The organism is Saccharothrix luteola (assembly GCF_020859565.1).
Classification (GTDB): Bacteria; Actinomycetota; Actinomycetes; order Mycobacteriales; family Pseudonocardiaceae; genus Actinosynnema; species Actinosynnema luteola.
The window spans coordinates 1-15,692 of the sequence record NZ_JAJHUO010000033.1 but is presented as its reverse complement, the minus strand read 5'-3'; the positions used below and the strand labels follow the sequence as shown (position 1 = coordinate 15,692).

General features: G+C 72.7%; 16 protein-coding genes. 6 read left to right on the top strand and 10 right to left on the bottom strand.

The window, feature by feature from the left end:
* The 4 genes from LNK82_RS37280 to LNK82_RS37265 form a co-directional block, all read right to left on the bottom strand.
* The gene (locus LNK82_RS37280; RefSeq protein ID WP_230571554.1) at positions 1-396 is read right to left on the bottom strand and encodes an ATP-binding protein; all 396 of its coding nucleotides are present in this window, start codon (positions 394-396) and stop codon (positions 1-3) included.
* 94 nt (positions 397-490) lie between these two features.
* The gene (locus LNK82_RS37275; protein ID WP_268997720.1) at positions 491-823 is read right to left on the bottom strand and encodes an anti-sigma factor antagonist; all 333 of its coding nucleotides are present in this window, start codon (positions 821-823) and stop codon (positions 491-493) included.
* A 93-nt stretch (positions 824-916) separates the two neighbouring features.
* Positions 917-1,312, bottom strand: coding sequence for an ATP-binding protein (locus LNK82_RS37270; RefSeq protein ID WP_230571552.1), 396 nt, complete (start codon positions 1,310-1,312; stop codon positions 917-919).
* Between the two features lie 82 nt (positions 1,313-1,394).
* The gene (locus LNK82_RS37265) at positions 1,395-3,062 is read right to left on the bottom strand and encodes a sigma-70 family RNA polymerase sigma factor (RefSeq protein ID WP_230571551.1); all 1,668 of its coding nucleotides are present in this window, start codon (positions 3,060-3,062) and stop codon (positions 1,395-1,397) included.
* 478 nt (positions 3,063-3,540) lie between these two features.
* Here LNK82_RS37265 and LNK82_RS37260 point away from each other — a divergent pair, with 478 nt between their 5' ends.
* Both LNK82_RS37260 and LNK82_RS37255 read left to right on the top strand, forming a co-directional pair.
* Complete coding sequence (locus LNK82_RS37260; protein ID WP_230571550.1) at positions 3,541-4,578, top strand: LacI family DNA-binding transcriptional regulator; 1,038 nt, start codon at positions 3,541-3,543, stop codon at positions 4,576-4,578.
* A gap of 317 nt (positions 4,579-4,895) precedes the next feature.
* Complete coding sequence (locus LNK82_RS37255) at positions 4,896-5,240, top strand: cellulose binding domain-containing protein (protein ID WP_230571549.1); 345 nt, start codon at positions 4,896-4,898, stop codon at positions 5,238-5,240.
* Between the two features lie 122 nt (positions 5,241-5,362).
* Here the strand turns inward: LNK82_RS37255 and LNK82_RS37250 are convergent, their stop codons facing one another.
* Positions 5,363-6,520, bottom strand: coding sequence for a trans-sulfuration enzyme family protein (locus LNK82_RS37250; protein WP_230571548.1), 1,158 nt, complete (start codon positions 6,518-6,520; stop codon positions 5,363-5,365).
* Positions 6,521-6,583: 63 nt separating this feature from the next.
* Here LNK82_RS37250 and LNK82_RS37245 point away from each other — a divergent pair, with 63 nt between their 5' ends.
* Positions 6,584-7,981, top strand: a complete 1,398-nt coding sequence (locus LNK82_RS37245) for an aminotransferase-like domain-containing protein (RefSeq protein WP_230571547.1) — start codon at positions 6,584-6,586, stop codon at positions 7,979-7,981.
* Between the two features lie 28 nt (positions 7,982-8,009).
* Here the strand turns inward: LNK82_RS37245 and LNK82_RS37240 are convergent, their stop codons facing one another.
* The 4 genes from LNK82_RS37240 to LNK82_RS37225 all read right to left on the bottom strand — a co-directional run bounded on the left by LNK82_RS37240 (position 8,010) and on the right by LNK82_RS37225 (position 12,173).
* Positions 8,010-9,242 carry a sialidase family protein gene (locus LNK82_RS37240; RefSeq protein WP_230571546.1) on the bottom strand — a complete coding sequence of 411 codons (1,233 nt, stop codon included), beginning with the start codon at positions 9,240-9,242 and terminating at the stop codon, positions 8,010-8,012.
* Between the two features lie 186 nt (positions 9,243-9,428).
* Positions 9,429-10,682, bottom strand: coding sequence for an SGNH/GDSL hydrolase family protein (locus tag LNK82_RS37235; protein WP_230571545.1), 1,254 nt, complete (start codon positions 10,680-10,682; stop codon positions 9,429-9,431).
* 11 nt (positions 10,683-10,693) lie between these two features.
* On the bottom strand, positions 10,694-11,362 hold the full coding sequence (locus LNK82_RS37230; RefSeq protein ID WP_230571544.1) for a polysaccharide deacetylase family protein: 669 nt from the start codon (positions 11,360-11,362) through the stop codon (positions 10,694-10,696).
* A 133-nt stretch (positions 11,363-11,495) separates the two neighbouring features.
* The gene (locus tag LNK82_RS37225) at positions 11,496-12,173 is read right to left on the bottom strand and encodes a GNAT family N-acetyltransferase (protein WP_230571543.1); all 678 of its coding nucleotides are present in this window, start codon (positions 12,171-12,173) and stop codon (positions 11,496-11,498) included.
* A 123-nt stretch (positions 12,174-12,296) separates the two neighbouring features.
* Here LNK82_RS37225 and LNK82_RS37220 point away from each other — a divergent pair, with 123 nt between their 5' ends.
* Positions 12,297-12,788, top strand: a complete 492-nt coding sequence (locus LNK82_RS37220; protein WP_230571542.1) for a hypothetical protein — start codon at positions 12,297-12,299, stop codon at positions 12,786-12,788.
* 6 nt (positions 12,789-12,794) lie between these two features.
* On the opposite strand, the gene LNK82_RS37215 is transcribed toward LNK82_RS37220, so the two are convergent.
* The gene (locus tag LNK82_RS37215; RefSeq protein ID WP_372470750.1) at positions 12,795-13,586 is read right to left on the bottom strand and encodes an endonuclease/exonuclease/phosphatase family protein; all 792 of its coding nucleotides are present in this window, start codon (positions 13,584-13,586) and stop codon (positions 12,795-12,797) included.
* Between the two features lie 46 nt (positions 13,587-13,632).
* Here LNK82_RS37215 and LNK82_RS37210 point away from each other — a divergent pair, with 46 nt between their 5' ends.
* The gene (locus LNK82_RS37210; RefSeq protein WP_230571540.1) at positions 13,633-14,526 is read left to right on the top strand and encodes a LysR substrate-binding domain-containing protein; all 894 of its coding nucleotides are present in this window, start codon (positions 13,633-13,635) and stop codon (positions 14,524-14,526) included.
* 71 nt (positions 14,527-14,597) lie between these two features.
* A complete protein-coding gene (gene kdgD / locus LNK82_RS37205; protein ID WP_230571539.1) occupies positions 14,598-15,506 on the top strand; it encodes a 5-dehydro-4-deoxyglucarate dehydratase in 909 nt (302 codons plus the stop codon).
* Positions 15,507-15,692: the final 186 nt, after the last annotated feature.

Genomic DNA, 15,692 nt, shown 5'->3' with positions numbered 1-15,692 from the left:
TTACGCGGCGACCTCGCCCCACACCGCCTTGTGATCGGCCTGTGGATCCACACCCCACCGCGAAGCCACCCGGTTGACCAGCAGGAGCCCCCGGTGGTGCGGCTCCAGCCCGCCCGGCTTGCCCAGCACGGGCAGCAGTTCGGGGCTGCCGTCGTGCACCTCGACGCGCACCACGTGCGCATCGGGCCGATGGCTCAGCCGCAACCGGCGCGGCGCCTCGGCGTGCTCGAACGCGTTGGTGAGCAACGCGTCGGCGATCAACAGCAGGTCGAGCAGCGCGGGCCGGTCCAGTTCCGGGACGTTCTCGGTTATCCACCTCCGCGCGCGGCGCACCGGTGGAACGCGGTCCTCCAGATCGAAGTCGACGTGGTCAGCGGACCGTTCGACGACGTCCACAACACTTGCCTTCCAACAATCGGCACTCCCCTTGAGCCTAGGGGCGTAGGTGGCGGGTTCCCCACGCCCGCACCCGCAAACAGTGACGACGACCTCATCGCAGGTCCGCCACGGTCGACGGCGTCGGCGCGGGGATCAGGTGGTCGACCAGCCCGGCGGTCGCGTCGATCAGCTTGACCACCCGCGTGACCGCCGGTGACGCCACCAGCGTCAGGTCCATGCCGTGGTCGCGGCACAGGTCCGCCGCGTGCAGCAGCACGGCCAGGCCCGCGACGCCCATGAACGTCACACCGCCCAGGTCGAGCCTGATCCCGTCCGGTCCCAGCCCTTCGCGCACGAGGTGGTCCTGGATCCGGTCCGCCGCCACGATGTCCACCTCGCCGGACACCGTGATCACCGTGGTGCCGCCACCTGTCCGGAATCGCAGGAGAAAGCCTCGCGTGAACCACGCCTACCAGAATCGGGCGCCATCGATCGCCTCCCGTGTCGCATCACGTCCAACCCCGCGTACGGGAACGATTCAGACCAGCCGGACCTCGGCCCACACCGTCTTGTGGTCGCCGCGTGGCCGATGACCCCAGTTGACGGACAGCCGGTTCACCATGACCAGGCCGCGGCCGTGCGCCGGGGTGTCCACCCGCCCCAGGACCGGGAACCGGCTCGGGCTGCCGTCCTCGACCTCGACCCGCACCACACCGGCTTCGGGCCTTCGGCGCAGGCGCAGTCGTCGTGGCCCGTCGGCGTGGCGGTAGGCGTTGCCCACCAGCTGCGCCGCGACCACCTGGATGTCCACGAGTCGGCCACCACCGATGCCCGGGAACGTGCGGACGACCAGGTCGAACAGCTCGTCCGGCGCGGGAGGGGTGTCCGGGAGGCCCAGTTCGACGCCGTCCCGGGGAAGTTCGACAGTGCTCATGGTCCACCCTCCGATGCCCTGTTTTCTCAAGGCACGAACAACGCGTGTGGTACCCGCTGCTCCGGCTGGCCAAACCCGTCGATCACCTCGGCGTGACCACCACGGACACCTCGACCGGCACGGACAGCCCTGGACCCGCCGTGACCGTGCCGCTGATCGGGCCGCCGACGGCTTTCGGGCCGGCGAGCAACCGCAGGACGAACGTCACCGAGCCGCCGGCGACCAACTCGCCCTCGGCCGTGCAGGTGACGGTGCCCTTGCCCGCCGGGCAGCCGACCGTCCGCCGCACCGCGCCGTCCAAGCCCACGAGCCGCCGGCCCACCAGGTTGTTGCCCGGACCGACCACTTGGACGCCCTCGGGCAGCGACAGCACCAGCGTGGTGGGCGCCAGGGGTGTCGGACCGGTGTTGCGAACGGTCACGGGCAGCTCGACGGGTGGTCCGCCGGTGGGCAGGGTGAAACCCGCCGGCACGACCGGAACCAGCGGTTGCGCCACGGGTTCGGCGGTGGTCGTGGTGGTGACGCCGGCCGTGACCGACGTGGACGGTGGGTCGGACGGTCCGGCCGTGGTCGCCGGCGCGCCGGATGACGCCGTGACGGGCGCGGACGTCCCCGAGACGACGGGGGAAATCCTTTGATCGGTCGTCGGTGCGGGCGGTTGCGCCTGCACCTCGGGCACGGCCACCGGCTGCCCGGCGTTCAGCCCCAGCGCCACGGCCGCGACCATCGCGGTGGCCGAGGCCGCCATGCCGAGCCACTGCGCCGTCGTGACCGAGTTTGCCGCCGCTCCTGCTCCCGCTCCGGCCGCCACCGCGCTCGCCTTCGCCGCGCCGGCGGTCGTGGCCAGGTAGCCCGCGACACCGGAGCCGAGCACCAGCGGCGCGACGACGGCGCGCAACGTGCCGTTGACGTCGGCCAGTTCGGCGGCCATGGCGGGGCAGGTCGGGCACTCGTCGAGGTGCGCCTCCACCTGGGCGGCTTCCCGCTTGGTGAGGCCCCCTCTGGTCCACGCGGCCAGCTTCGCGACGGTGGCGCGGCAGCGGTTCGTGGGGCTGTGCTCGAGGTGCGCTTGCAGGTAGGCGGTCTTGAGCCCTTCGCGGGCCCGATAAGCCAACGCCGACGCGCCGTTCGCGGTCAACCCCAGCAACTTCGCCAACTCCGCGGCCGACTGGCCTTCGATCTCGGTCTGCCACAACACCGTCTGCCACCGCTCGGGCAGGCTGGCGAACGCCCTCGTGGCCAGCGCCCGTTCCAGCGTCGCCAAGGCCGGGTCGTGGAACGGCACCGTGGTGACCTTCTCCACGCCCGACACGGCTTCTACGTCGTCGGCCAGCTTGAGCTTCTTGTCCCGCCGCGTCTTGTCGTAAGCGGTGTGGCGCAACGCGGTCAGCAGGTAGGCGCGGAACGCCGAGTCCGGTCCCCCGCCCGCGCGCAACGTGTCGAGCACCTTGGCGAACGCGTCCGAGACCAGGTCGTCGGCCTCCGCGCTCGACCAGGCCAAGTACCGGGCCAGGTTGCGGGCCGCGGCCACGTGCCGTTCGAACAGCTCCCCGTACGCCTGGATCTGCCCGCCGCGCACGGCGTCGATCAGCTCGGCGTCCGAGGGCGGCCGGGACGATCTCGGCACGCCCGAAGAACCGGACGTCGAGCTCGCGTCGGCGTTGAGCGCGTGGTCCAGGTCGTCGCGCAGCGCGGCCAGGTCCGCGCGCGCCCACCGCTCCAGCTCGCGCTCGTCGGGATGCCCGATCACCGGACGTCTACCTCCCAGCACGGTAGGTGAGCGATTCAGCCCCGGACCATATCCAACCCGCCAGGGGATTCGCCCCACCACCTCCGTCGCGGGAGTGCGGCGTTCACGCCGGCGCGGTCACCACCTCGTGCGCACAGCTGACCGGGAAGAACGAAGGTTTCCCGGATCGACGATCGGCGCACGTCACCGACCTACTGTCCCGCAGTTGTGGGCAGAGCGAGTCTGCGGATCGTCGATGCGCGACGGGAACAGGACGGTGGACGTGGACCGGTGCCGGTGGTGCGGCAGTGGCACGCGGCTCGCCCGGCCTGCGCCTGCTGGTGCGCCGCGTCTTCTGCACCGTCCAGGGCAAGCGCCCCGGGTGACCGTCGAACCCGTCGCGACCCGCACGGCACTTCGGCACTCCGAACAGTCGGCACGCGTGGTCGTCCGGCGATCATGAACGGCCCGTGGTCGCCGCCTACGTACACTTCGCCCCGTGGCGGGGAGCATCTCGGACGGCCGGCGGCGTGGACGACGACGTGGAGAGCTGACGGTCGAGACGATCGCCCGGCTCGCCGGGGTGTCCAAGCCGACGGTGTCGAAGGTGCTGAACGGCCGGGCCGGCGTGGCGTCGGAGACGCGGCAACGGGTCGAGGCCCTGCTGCGCGAGCACGGCTACCGGCGCCCGGACGCCATCGCGCCCTCGGCCATCCTCGAGGTCGTGTTCTACGGGCTCGAACGCCACATGGCGGTCGAGATCATGCGCGGCGTCGAACCGGTGGCACGGGAGCACGACCTGGCCGTCGCCTTCACCGAGGTGGTCGAGCCGACGTCGCCCGGCCGGTCCTGGGCCGAGAAGCTGCTGGCCAGGCACCCGATCGGGGTGATCGCGGTGTACTCGGCGTTCACGCCGGAGCAGCACGCGCTGCTTGCCGCGAGCGCGATCCCGCTGGTGGCGCTCGACCCGTCCGGCGAACCGCTGCACGCCACCCCGTCGGTCGGCGCGACGAACTGGAGCGGCGGCATCGCGGCCGCGCGGCACCTGCTCGACCTCGGCCACCAGCGGATCGGCGTCGTCGGCGGACCGACCGACTCCCTGGGCGCCCGCGCCCGCCTGGAGGGCTGCCGGGCCGCGATGGACGCCGCGGGCACGCGGCTCGACGACCGGCTCGTGCACACCGGCGAGTTCACCTTCGAACAAGGCCTCGAACTGGGCCGTGAGCTGCTGGGACTGCCCGACCGGCCAACCGCCGTGCTGTGCGGCAACGACCTGCAGGCGCTCGGCGTCTACGCCGCGGCGTGGCAGCTCGGCCTGCGCGTGCCGCACGACCTCAGCGTGGTCGGCTTCGACGACATCGACAACACCCGCTGGTGCTGCCCGCCGATGACGACCGTGCGGCAGCCGTTGGCGGAGATGGGCGCGACGGCCGCCCGGATGCTGCTCACCCTCGCCACGGGCGGAACCGTCGTCCAGCCCCGGGTCGAGCTGGCCACCACGCTCGTCGTGCGCGAGAGCACCGCGCCGCCCGCCTGAGCCCGGAGCGCGTCACCGCGGTCGCCTGCGTCCCTCCGGGCCTTGTCTTCCGAACTGTTCCGGAGGACCGACCCCGTCTGAGCCCGTGGCCCCGCGGTCCGGGAGCCGGCGGTTCGGCGCGCCCCGGATTGTCAGCGCTAACACGTGCTGCCACTCACTCATTGGAGAGGAGTCCGGGATGCGGCATCCCGCACGACTTCGAACCCACCTGTCCGCCCTCGCCATCGCCGGGTCGACCCTGGCCGGAACGACCGTCGCGCTGTCCGCGCAAGCCGCCGAGGCGGCGGCTGCTCGGTCGAGTACTCGGTGACCTCGCAGTGGTCCGGCGGGTTCGGCGCGAACGTCTCCTCGGCGACCCCGTCACCGGGTGGACGCTCACCTGGTCCTACCCGGCGGGCCAGACCGTCACGCAGGCGTGGAACGCCACCGTGTCGCAGAGCGGCGCCCAGGTCAGCGCCAGGAACGTGAGCTACAACGGCTGCATCGCCACCGGCGCGAGCGTCGCGTTCGGGTTCAACGGCTCGTGGACCGGCAGCAACCCCGCGCCGACCGCGTTCTCCCTCAGCGGCACGCCGTGCACCGGGAACGTCGGCCCCACGACAACGCGTCCTACTCCACCACGACGGACATCGCCAACCCGCCAGACCAACCCCACCTGCTGATCGCGGACGGGGCGCGGAACGCCGACCTGGCGTTCCGCTCCCGGTTCGGGTGACCGCGCGTCGGCCGGGCTCGACGCACCGAGGGCCGCAGGAGCGGTTCCGCGGCGGGCACGGCCGACCAGTCAGCGGTCCAGGGCCTGGGCGAGGTCCTGCCACAGGTCGTCGGCGTCCTCGATGCCCACCGACAGCCGGATCGTGCCGCCGGTGATGCCGCTCGCGTTCAGCTGCTCCTCGTCCAGCTGCCGGTGCGACGTGCTGGCGGGGTGCAGGACCAGCGTCTCCGTGCCGCCGAGCGACGGCGCGAGCCGGACCAGCTCGACGCCGGTGACGAACTTCCGGCCCGCCTCCACGTCGGCCAGGTTGAACGAGAACGAGCTGCCGAAGCCGTCGAGGAAGCGGGTCGCGACGGCGTGGCTGGGGTGGGTGTCGAGGCCGGGCCAGTGCACCACCCGCACCGCCGGGTGCTCGGCCAGGCGGCGCGCCAGGACGGCGGCGTTCTCCTCGTGCTTGCGGACGCGCAGCGCCAGGGTCCGCAAGCCGCGGATCGTGAGCCAGGCCGCGAACGGGTCCGGCGTGACGCCCAGCTCGACCGAGTGCCGCCAGGTCGAGCGGTACCGGGCGTCGTCGGCGAACACCGCCACGCCGCCGGTCACGTCGCTGTGCCCGCCGAGGTACTTGGTGGTCGAGTGGACGACCACGTCCGCGCCGTGCTCGATCGGGCGGCACAGCAGCGGTGACGCGAACGTGTTGTCCACGACCACAAGGACGTCGTCCGGCACGGCGGCGGTGAGCGCGGGCAGGTCGCTGACGTGGCCGGTGGGGTTGGCGATGGTCTCCAGGTAGAGCACCTTCGTGCCGGGCCGCAGCGCCGCGCGCACCTCGTCCGGGTCGTGGCCACCGATGTACGTGACCGCGACGCCCCAGCGCTCCTCCAGGTCGCGCAGCAGGGCGAGCGTGCCGCCGTAGAGGGCGTTCTGGGCGATCACGTGGTCGCCCGACTTGAGGTTCGCGAGCAGCACCGCGTTGATCGCGCCCATCCCCGACGCGGTGGCCAACGCCGCCGTGCCGCCTTCGAGCGACGCCACGGCGTCCTCCAGCGCCCGGACGGTCGGGTTGCCGAACCTGGTGTAGACGAACGCGCCGTCGGGCCGGTTCATCCCGTCGGCGAGGGCTTCGAGGTCGTCGAACGCGAAGCTGGAGGTCTGGTAGAGCGGCACGGACAGGGGCGTGCTGGTCAACGCGGGGACCGAGGTGCGGGCAACGCGGGTGTCGGCTTGCATGAAGCGAGCATGGCTCAGGAAGCGGTATGCCTTTAGGGCCAATTCGCCTAGATTGGTCTCATCATGAAGCCAATCTCCGTGGACGACCTCGCGGGCCGGCTCGGGCGCTGGTCCGCCGGCCGGGGCTCGCTGTACCTGCTGCTGGCGGCGCGCCTGCGCGAGCTGGTCGACGAGGGCCTGCTGCCGCCGGGGACCGTGCTGCCGCCGGACCGGTCGTTGGCCTCGGGCCTGGCGGTCGGGCGGACCACCGTGATCGCGGCGTACGACCTGCTCCGGGAGGAAGGCCGGGTGACCCGGCGACGCGGGAGCGGCACGTGGGTGTCGTCGGGTGGCCGTGCGGCGGCCCGCGAGGAGACCGCGAACCCGATGTTCGTGAACCTGCTGGAGCCGCCCGACGGCGTGCTCCAGTTCGCCTGCGCCGGGCCGATGACGCCGCCCGGCCGGCTGGTCGAGGCCCAACGGCGGGCGGTGGACCGGTTGGCGGCCGAGGACCTGGGCTACCACCCGTCCGGGCTCCCGGCGTTGCGCGCGGCGCTCGCCGACCGGTACCGCGAGCTCGGCGTGCCGACGAGCCCGGGCCAGATCCTGGTGACGACGGGGGCGCAGCAGGCCTTGGCGCTGCTGACGCGCGCGCTCGTGCGGCCGGGTGACGAGGTGCTGGTGGAGGCGCCGACGTACCCCGGCGCGCTGGACCTGTTCCGGGAGGTCGGCGCGGTGGTCCGCGCGGACGACGACCTCGCGGGCGCGCTGGCGCGGTGCACGCCGGCGCTGGTGTACGCGATGCCCGCGTTCCGCAACCCCACCGGCTCGTCCATGAGCTCCTTGGCACGCGCGCGCCTGACGCGGTCGGCGGGCGACGTGCCGCTGGTGTTCGACGAGGTGCTGGCCGACCTGGACCTGAGCGGCGCGCCGGCGGCGGCGCCCGCTCCCGGTGCGATCACGGTGGGGTCGCTGAGCAAGGTGGTGTGGGGCGGGCTGCGGGTCGGTTGGGTGCGGGCCGACGCGGCGCTCGTCGCCCGGCTGGCCCGGTTCAAGGCGGTGCACGACCTGGGCAGCGCGGTGCTGGACCAGTGGGCGGCGGTGGAGTTGCTGGCGGACTTCGCGGCCGTGCGGTCGGAACGCGTCACGGCCTTGCGGCGGCAGCACGACCACCTGTGCGCGCGGTTGCGCGAGGAGCTGCCCGCGTGGGAGTTCACGCCCGCCGAGGGCGGCCAGACGCTGTGGGTGCGGCTGCCCGACGCGGACGCCGCCTCCTACGCCCAGCTGGCGTTGCGGCACGGGGTGGCCGTGCTGCCCGGGGGATCGCTCGACCCGACGGGCGGCAGCGCCGACCGGCTGCGGCTGCCGTTCACCGCCGAACCACCGGTGATCAGCGCCGCCGTCGCCGCGTTGGCCGCCGCGTGGCGCGCCTTCGACGCCGAGCCGACCCGCCGACCGCTGGTGCCGTCGATGTCGGTCTAGGGATGACCTCGCCGGGGAGCGCGTCCGGTCAGGAGATGCCGCCGTCGCAGCCCGCGTCCCGGACACCGCCCTGGATCCACGGCAGGTTCACCTTCCGGAACGCGATCGAGCGGTGCGAGGTCGAGCTCGCCGAGGTGTTCTCGTTGACCTCGATCAACGCGCCGACGTGGTAGTCGGCGGTCTTGACGATGCTGGAGTACCCGCCCTCGCGGTAGCCGCCGCCCTCGTTCGGCAGCGGCGCGTCCGAGAACGGTCGGCTGTAGGCCCAGGTGCGGCCCTCGTCCTCGCTCATCCGGATCCGCATCTTGGTGCGGGTCTCGGTGCTGGCGGAGTTCACGAACGCCAGCCGGGCGGGCGCGTCGGCGTTGTAGCGCGTGGTCGAGCCCTCGTTCACCGGGTCGAGCAGGCAGCTCGCCGCGGCGAACGGCCGGAAGCCGTTCTCGATCGTGCCGCGGGTGACCCAGCGCCGTTCCTGGATCTGCGCGGTCGCCGACGTCGGCCGGTCGTTGCGGTAGAGCTCGCCGTTGGCCAGCTCCAGCACGGTGGACTCGCCGGTCTGCTCCATCGCCGCGCCCGCCGCGGTGCGCAGCGGCGCCGACTTCCACGTCACGCCGTGGTCGTCGCTGTAGAGGTTGCGGTGCTGGGCGGGGATCACCAGGCGACCGGCGTCGCGGTAGGTGGTCTGGACGCCGACGCCGGGGCCGACCGCGTCCCAGTTCCAGCTCCGGCCGTCGGCGAGGGTCCGGGGCTTGAGGGTGGCGGACATGTTCGTCGGTGACGCCCAGGTGGTGCCGTTGTCGGTGCTGGAGGTCAGCCACACCTGCCGGTCGTCCCACGAGTCGACGGGCGAGTGGCCCTCGGGCTGGTGGTTGAGGAACAGCCAGATCTTGTTGTTCGTGCGGTCGACCACGGCGGTCGGGTTGCCCCACGTGCCCTGGCCGGCGCCCACGACCTCGCGCAGGCTCGACCAGGTCGCGCCGTTGTCGTCGGACACCTTGTAGATCAGGTTGATGTTGCCGAAGTCGGCGTTGTCCGCCGCACGCCCCTCGACGAACGCGATGAGCCGGTTGGTGTTCGTGCGGATCAACGACGGGATGCGGAACGAGTGGTACCTGATCCCGTTGAGCACGTCGTCGCCGCCGCCGTCGAAGATGATCTTCTCGGAGTGCGACTGCGCCGCCGCGGCCTGCCGACCTGACGCGGGCACCGCGGTGGCGACCAACAGTGCGACGACGACACCGCAAATCCGCAACAGCGACACCTGGGCGCTCCCCCGGCTCGGCCGAAATTTCCAACCCAACATAGCCACGATCGCGAAAAATCGTAACCACCCGAGGGTGGCCACGACGTGAACGACGCGTGACGACGACCGCCCACCCGTCACGGGCGGGCGGTCGTCGGACGTGGGGTGCGGGGCCGCCCGGTGTCGGAGGCGGCCCCGCGGGCGTCACCGGAACAGGCGCAGTGGCACGGCCTCCGCCATCGCGGCCATGCCGGCGTCGTTCGGGTGGAGGTGGTCGCCGCTGTCGTACGCGGGCAGCAGGCGGTCGGGTTGCCCCGGGTCGCGGACGGCCCGGTCGAAGTCGATCACGCCGTCGTACTCGCCACCGGTGCGGATCCAGTGGTTCACGGCTTGCCGCGCGGCCTCGTTCTCGGGGCTGTAGAAGCCGAGCGTGTCGTCGCGGAACGGCGTGATGGTGCCGCCGTGGATGCGCAGGCCCTGCGCGTGCGCACGGGCGATGAGCTGCCGGTGGGCGCCGATGATGTCCTGCGCGGTCACCTTCTCCGACAGCGGCGCGCTCGTGCCGGGGTGGCCGAGGTCGTTGACGCCGAGCAGCACGACGACGTGCCCGACACCGGGCTGGGCCAGCACGTCCCGGTCGAAGCGGCGCAGAGCGGCCTGCCCGAAGTACGCCGCGTAGCCCTGAGCCGGGTGGCCGACGGGCGGGTTGGGGTCGTGCAGCAGCCGGTTGCCGCTGATGCCCGCGTTGACCACGCCGAGGTGCCGCAGGCCCCGGTCGTGCTGGAACCGACGGGCGAGGACGTCGGGCCAGCGGCGGTTCGCGCCGCGCGTGGTCTCCGCGCCGTCGGTGATCGAGTCGCCGAGCGCCACCACGGTCGAACCGCGCTTGCCGCCCGTGACGCTGACGCCGGTGAGGAAGTGCCACTTGCCGAGCACGGCGGTCGGCGTGATCTCCGCGCGGCCGGTGACGTTGCCCGCCGCGACGTACCCGTCCTGGTACGGGAACGCGTGCACGGTGTTCCCGGCCGTGCGCCGCGGCAGGTGGATGCTGATCACGAGGTCGGCGTCGGCCTCGACGGGCAGCGCGACCGGGTCGCTGAGCAGCGGCGTGCCGGGCGGCAGGGTCGCGGACGGGCGTCCGCCGAACGTCAGCCGCCGGTCGCTGCCGGGCTGGATCGCCGAACCCGTGCCCGCCCGCCGCGCGACGTGCGCCTCGCCGATCACCAGCGGCTCGGTCCCGAACTCGTTGGACAGCCGCACGCGGACCGTGCCGCCGCCGACGCTCAGGTGCACGACCTGGCGCAGCGTCTGGTCCTCGAACGCCGTGGTGTCCGAGGCGGGCACGGTGGTGGGCGAGGTCGCCCACGCCCCCACCCAGGCGGGCCGCGGCGACGCGGAGGCCGTCGTCGGCAGCAGGAGCAGCAGGGCGGCCACCGCCGCCGTCGTGGTGCGCTTCACGGTCGACCCCTTCAACGGCGGGCGGGACGGTCGAAGCGCCAGCCCTCGGCGCGCAGTTCGGGGATCAGCCTGGCCACCGCGTCGACGGTCTGGCCGCGCTCGTTCGGACCGTCGTGCATCAGGACGACGGCCCCGTCGGTGAGGCCGTCCTTCACCCGGCGCACCAGCTCGTCGACGCCCGGCGGCTCCCAGTCGCCGATCGCGAGCTTCCAGCCCAGCGAGGTCATGCCGAGCTTGGCCGCGACCTGCGGGCTCTGCCCCCAGCTGCCGTAGGGCGCGCGGAAGTAGCGGATCGGCACGCCCGGCGCGGCGCGGTGGATCGCGGCGCTGGTCTGCCGCAGGTCGGCCTCGATCTGCTCGGGCGTCCACTCGCCCATGTTGTCGTGGTGCATGCTGTGGTTGCAGAGGATGTGCCCGCCCGCGACGATCTTGCGCACCAGCTGCGGGTTGGCCTCGACGTAGTCGCCCCAGAGGCAGAACACGGCCTTGACGTGGTGGCGGCGCAGCACTTCGAGCAGGCGCGGCGTGTCGGCCGGGTTGGGGCCGTCGTCGAAGGTGAACGCGACCGTGCGGCCACCGTGCTTGGTGGAGTCGACGATCACCGGTTCGGCCGCGCTCGCCGGCGCCGAGCTCAAGCCGAGCACCAGGCCAGTGGTCAACAGCACCGTTCTCCACCGCATCGCGAGATCCCTTCCGTCGGACGAGCGCTGTCACTATCAGGTCGGGATCAACCCACCTACCAGACGTTTCGCGGAAGTTTCGAGTCTCAACTGGCTTGTGCCGCAACAGGAATCCGGCACGACCGCGACGGGCTCACCCGGGCTGGCTGGTGGCGATCACCACCGCCGCCCGCGTGTCCCAACCCAAGGACGCGTAGAGCGCCTGCCCCGCCACGCCGGCGAGGAGGATGCCGTGGCGCGCGCCGCGGGCGACCGCCTCCTCGGCCAGGGTCGCCATCACCACGCTGCCCAGGCCGCGGCGGCGGTGGGCCGGGGCGGTCTCGATGCGGTCGAAGACGGCGTCCCCGCCGGTGACGGCCACCTGACCGCTCGCGGCCTGCTCGTCGGACTCGTGCCGGACGTCGGCCACGACGACCTCCGCCGCCGAGGTGGCGACCCGGTAGGGCGCGGGGACCGTGCGGCGGGGGTGGTCGGCCAGGGGTCGGGTCATCAGCCACTCGCGGGCGGTCTGGAGGTGGAGACCGGCGTGGCGCAGCACCTCTTCGACGTGGTCGGGCTCGGTGGTGGGGACGGTCAGCCAGGTCGCCTCCTCGGCGGCGGCGGCTTCGTCGGCCAGGGCGCGGAGACCGGGCACGTCGTCCGGGCGCAGGGCGATGATCTCGCGGTGGCGTCCCGGGCGGCGTTGGAGCAGGTGCAGGGCATCGCCGGCTTCCCGCGGCCGGTCCCAGCCGCGACACACGCTCCACCCCCGCTCCCAGCGGCGGACCAGGTCGGTGAGGCTCGTGCCCGTGGCGGTCGAACTCGTCGTCATTGTTGCCATGTTATGGCAATAGTCCACGCGACCTCCACCCCTTGGACGTGCCGGTGGTGCAGTAACGACAACGGCACCGCCGACCACCTGTGGCGGCTGCTGCCGGCGTGATGGAATCTCCGCGTGACGACGATCGCCCAGCTGCGCAAGACCGCGCTGTCCCTGCCCGAGGTGGCCGCGCACGACCGGGCGTTCACCGTGCGGGACAAGCGGTTCGCCTCGGTGGACGAGCACGACCGCGTCCACCTCCACCTCCCGGCCGCGGAGGTGGACGCGCTCCTCGCGGCCCACCCGACCGCCGAACGGCTGCCCCGCGGCGTGCGCGTCCCGCTCGGCGACGTCGACGGTCAGCAGCTCAACCACTGGGTGCGGCGGGCGTGGCTGTGGCGGGCGCCGGAGGAGCTGTCCGCGCGGGCGGCCGAGGCCGAGACGGCCGAGGCGGGCGAGGTCGGCGACCTGCCCAAGGGCATCGGACGACCCGCGACGCGGGCGCTCACCGCCATCGGCGTCACCACGCTCGCCCAGGTCGCGCGCCTGAGCGACGCCGAACTGCTGGCCGTGCACGGCGTCGGCCCGAAGGCGGTCCGGGTGCTCCGCGCGGCGCTCGACCGCTGAACGGCGTCAGAACGTGTAGTTCACCACGAACGCCGGGTGGTCGGTGCGGTACATGGCGTACTCCTGGGTCGACACGAACGTCAGGGTGCGGGCGATGACGTGCTGCACGTCGCCGTCACCCTTGCGGAACCAGCCCGACGGCACGCAGTTCTGGGCGTTCGTCGCCGAACCCGGGCTGTACTTCAGGTTGAGGTCGCCCACGACCACGTGCCGGGTCGTGGCCGAGCCGGTCGGGTCGTAGGACAGCACCGTCGCCGGCACGAGTTCCTTGCACTGCGCCAGCGCCACGGTGCCGGTCGTGCTCAGGTGGGTGGTGCAGGCGGTGAAGCCGCGCACCGCGCTCAGCGCGCAAGCCCACGCGCGGACCTCGTTGCCGCTGTCCTGCGCGGTGTAGGTGTTCTGGCCGCTGGTCCTGATGCCTTCCTTGACGATGATCGCGCTGCCGTACGCGCCCCGGCCGTCGGTGCACTCGATGTTCGCGTTCGTGGTCTTCCGGCGCGCGAACGCGAACTGGTACTCGGCTGTCGCGCCGACGGCGGCGGTCAGCCGGGGCAGGTCGGACACGCACACCTCGTTCACCGACACGACGTCCGGCACGCGGCGCTGGATCATCGTCACGCCCTCGCCCACGGCCAGCCCGTCCTGGTAGCACCCGGCGACGCCGCTGTTGCACAGGTTCAGCTGCAGCACCTTGAACGCGGTGGCGGCGGCGGTGGCGGGTGCGGTCGCCAGGCCGCAGAGAAGGACGACGGCCAGGACGAGACCGGTGGTGCGGCGCGGGTGGCCCATGTCGACCATGCTCACACGCCCGACCGGACGTGACCAGGGTTGATACCTTCCCCGCATGGCGTTCACGCTGGAGCAGCTACGGGGTTTCGTAGCCGTGGCCGAGGAGCTGCACTTCAGCCGTGCCGCCGCCCGGCTGGCGATGACGCAGCCGCCGTTGAGCAGGCAGATCCAGAAGCTCGAACGGGCGGTCGGCGCCCAGCTGCTGATCCGGGACAACCGGCGGGTCACGCTCACCGCGGCGGGCGAGGTGTTCCTGGTCGAGGCACGGCGGCTGCTCTCGCTGGCCGAGACCGCGCCGGAGCTGGCCCGGCGGGTGTCGTCGGGGTCCAGCGGGGTGGTGCGGGTCGGGTTCACCGCGGCGGCCACCTACGGGATCCTCGGCCGGCTGCTGGACGAGCTGGCCGGGCACCTGCCGGACGTGGACGTGGAGCTGGCCGAGCTGGTGACCCGCGAGCAGGTCGCCGCGCTGGTGAACGAGGAGATCGACCTCGGCCTGGGCCGGCCGCCGTTCGACGACGCGACGTTCGGCTCCCGGCTGCTGCACCGGGAGGCGCTGCTGGTCGCCGTGCCCGCCGGTCACCGGCTGCCGAGGCTGGGACGGCCCGCGACGGCCGCCGACGTGGCCCGCGAGCCGGTCGTCATGCACTCCCCCACCGACGCCCGGTACTTCTACGACCTCGTCGTGCGGACCGTCCCGATCGCGCCGGAGCACACCGTGCACACGGTCGGCCAGGTGCTCACCATGCTGTGGCTGGTCGCGGCCGGGAGGGGCATCGCGTTCGTGCCCGAGTCGGCCGCGCGGCTGCGGCTGGACGGCGTGGAGTTCGTGCCGCTGGAGACGGCCGTGCCCGAGCCGGTGGAGCTGCACCTGGTGTGGCTGAAGGCCTCGGCCAACCCGGCGCTGTGGCGGACGTTGAGCGTCCTGGAGGGCCGCACCCCGTTCGAGTGATGCCGTCAAGGTATTGCGCAATGCTAAACAACTCTTGGACAAGCATCACCGCTGGTCCATACGGTGGGGATGTGACGCACCCAGCCGCTCTCGCCGACCGACTCGCCTCCGGGCTGCTCTCCTTCCCGGTCACCCACTTCGACGCCGACCTGCGCTTCGACGAGGCCCGCTACCGCGAGCACCTGGCCTGGCAGGCGGGCTTCGACGTGGCCGGCCTGTTCGCCGCGGGCGGCACGGGCGAGGGCTTCTCGCTCACCCCGGACGAGGTGGACCGGGTCGTCCGCGTCGCCGTGGACGAGGTGGGCGACAGGGTGCCCGTCGTCGCACCGGCGACCGGCGCCACCGCCGTGTCGGTGGCGCAGGCGCGTGCCGCCGAGGCCGCGGGCGCGTCCGGCGTGCTGCTGTTCCCGCCCTACCTCACCGAGGCCAGCCAGCGCGGCCTGGTCGAGCACGTCTCGGCGGTCTGCCGGGCCACGGACCTGGGCGTGATCGTCTACAGCCGGGCCAACGCCATGCTGACCGACGTGACCGTAGCCGAGCTGGCCGATCGCAACCCGAACCTGATCGGGCTCAAGGACGGCATCGGCGACATCGAGCAGCTGACCCGCACCTACGCCCGCGTCGGCGACCGGCTGATGTACATCGGGGGCCTGCCGACCGCGGAGACGTTCGCGCTGCCGCTGCTCCAGCTCGGCGTGACCACGTACTCGTCGGCCCTGTTCAACTTCGTGCCCGAGTTCGCGCTGAAGTTCTACGCCGCCGTGCGCGCCCAGGACCGCGCCGCCGTGTACGGGATGCTGAACGACTTCGTGATCCCCTACCTGGACATCCGCGACCGGGCCCGCGGGTACGCGGTGTCGATCGTCAAGGCCGGGCTGACCGCCGTGGGCCGCGACGGCGGCCCGGTGCGCCCGCCGCTGACCGACCTGACCGACGACGAACGCGCCGAGCTGACCGCCTTGGTCCGGCAGTTCGCCTGACCGCCGAGGAGTGCGATGAGTTCCGACCGGATCAGCTCGGTCACCCTGTCGTCGGTGATGCTGCCCCTGCCGACCCCGATCAGCGACGCCAAGGTGTTCACCGGCAGGCAGCGGCCGATGACCGAGGTCGCGGTGCTGTTCGCCGAGATCCGCACCGAGGCCGGGCTGGAGGGCGTCGGGTTCTCC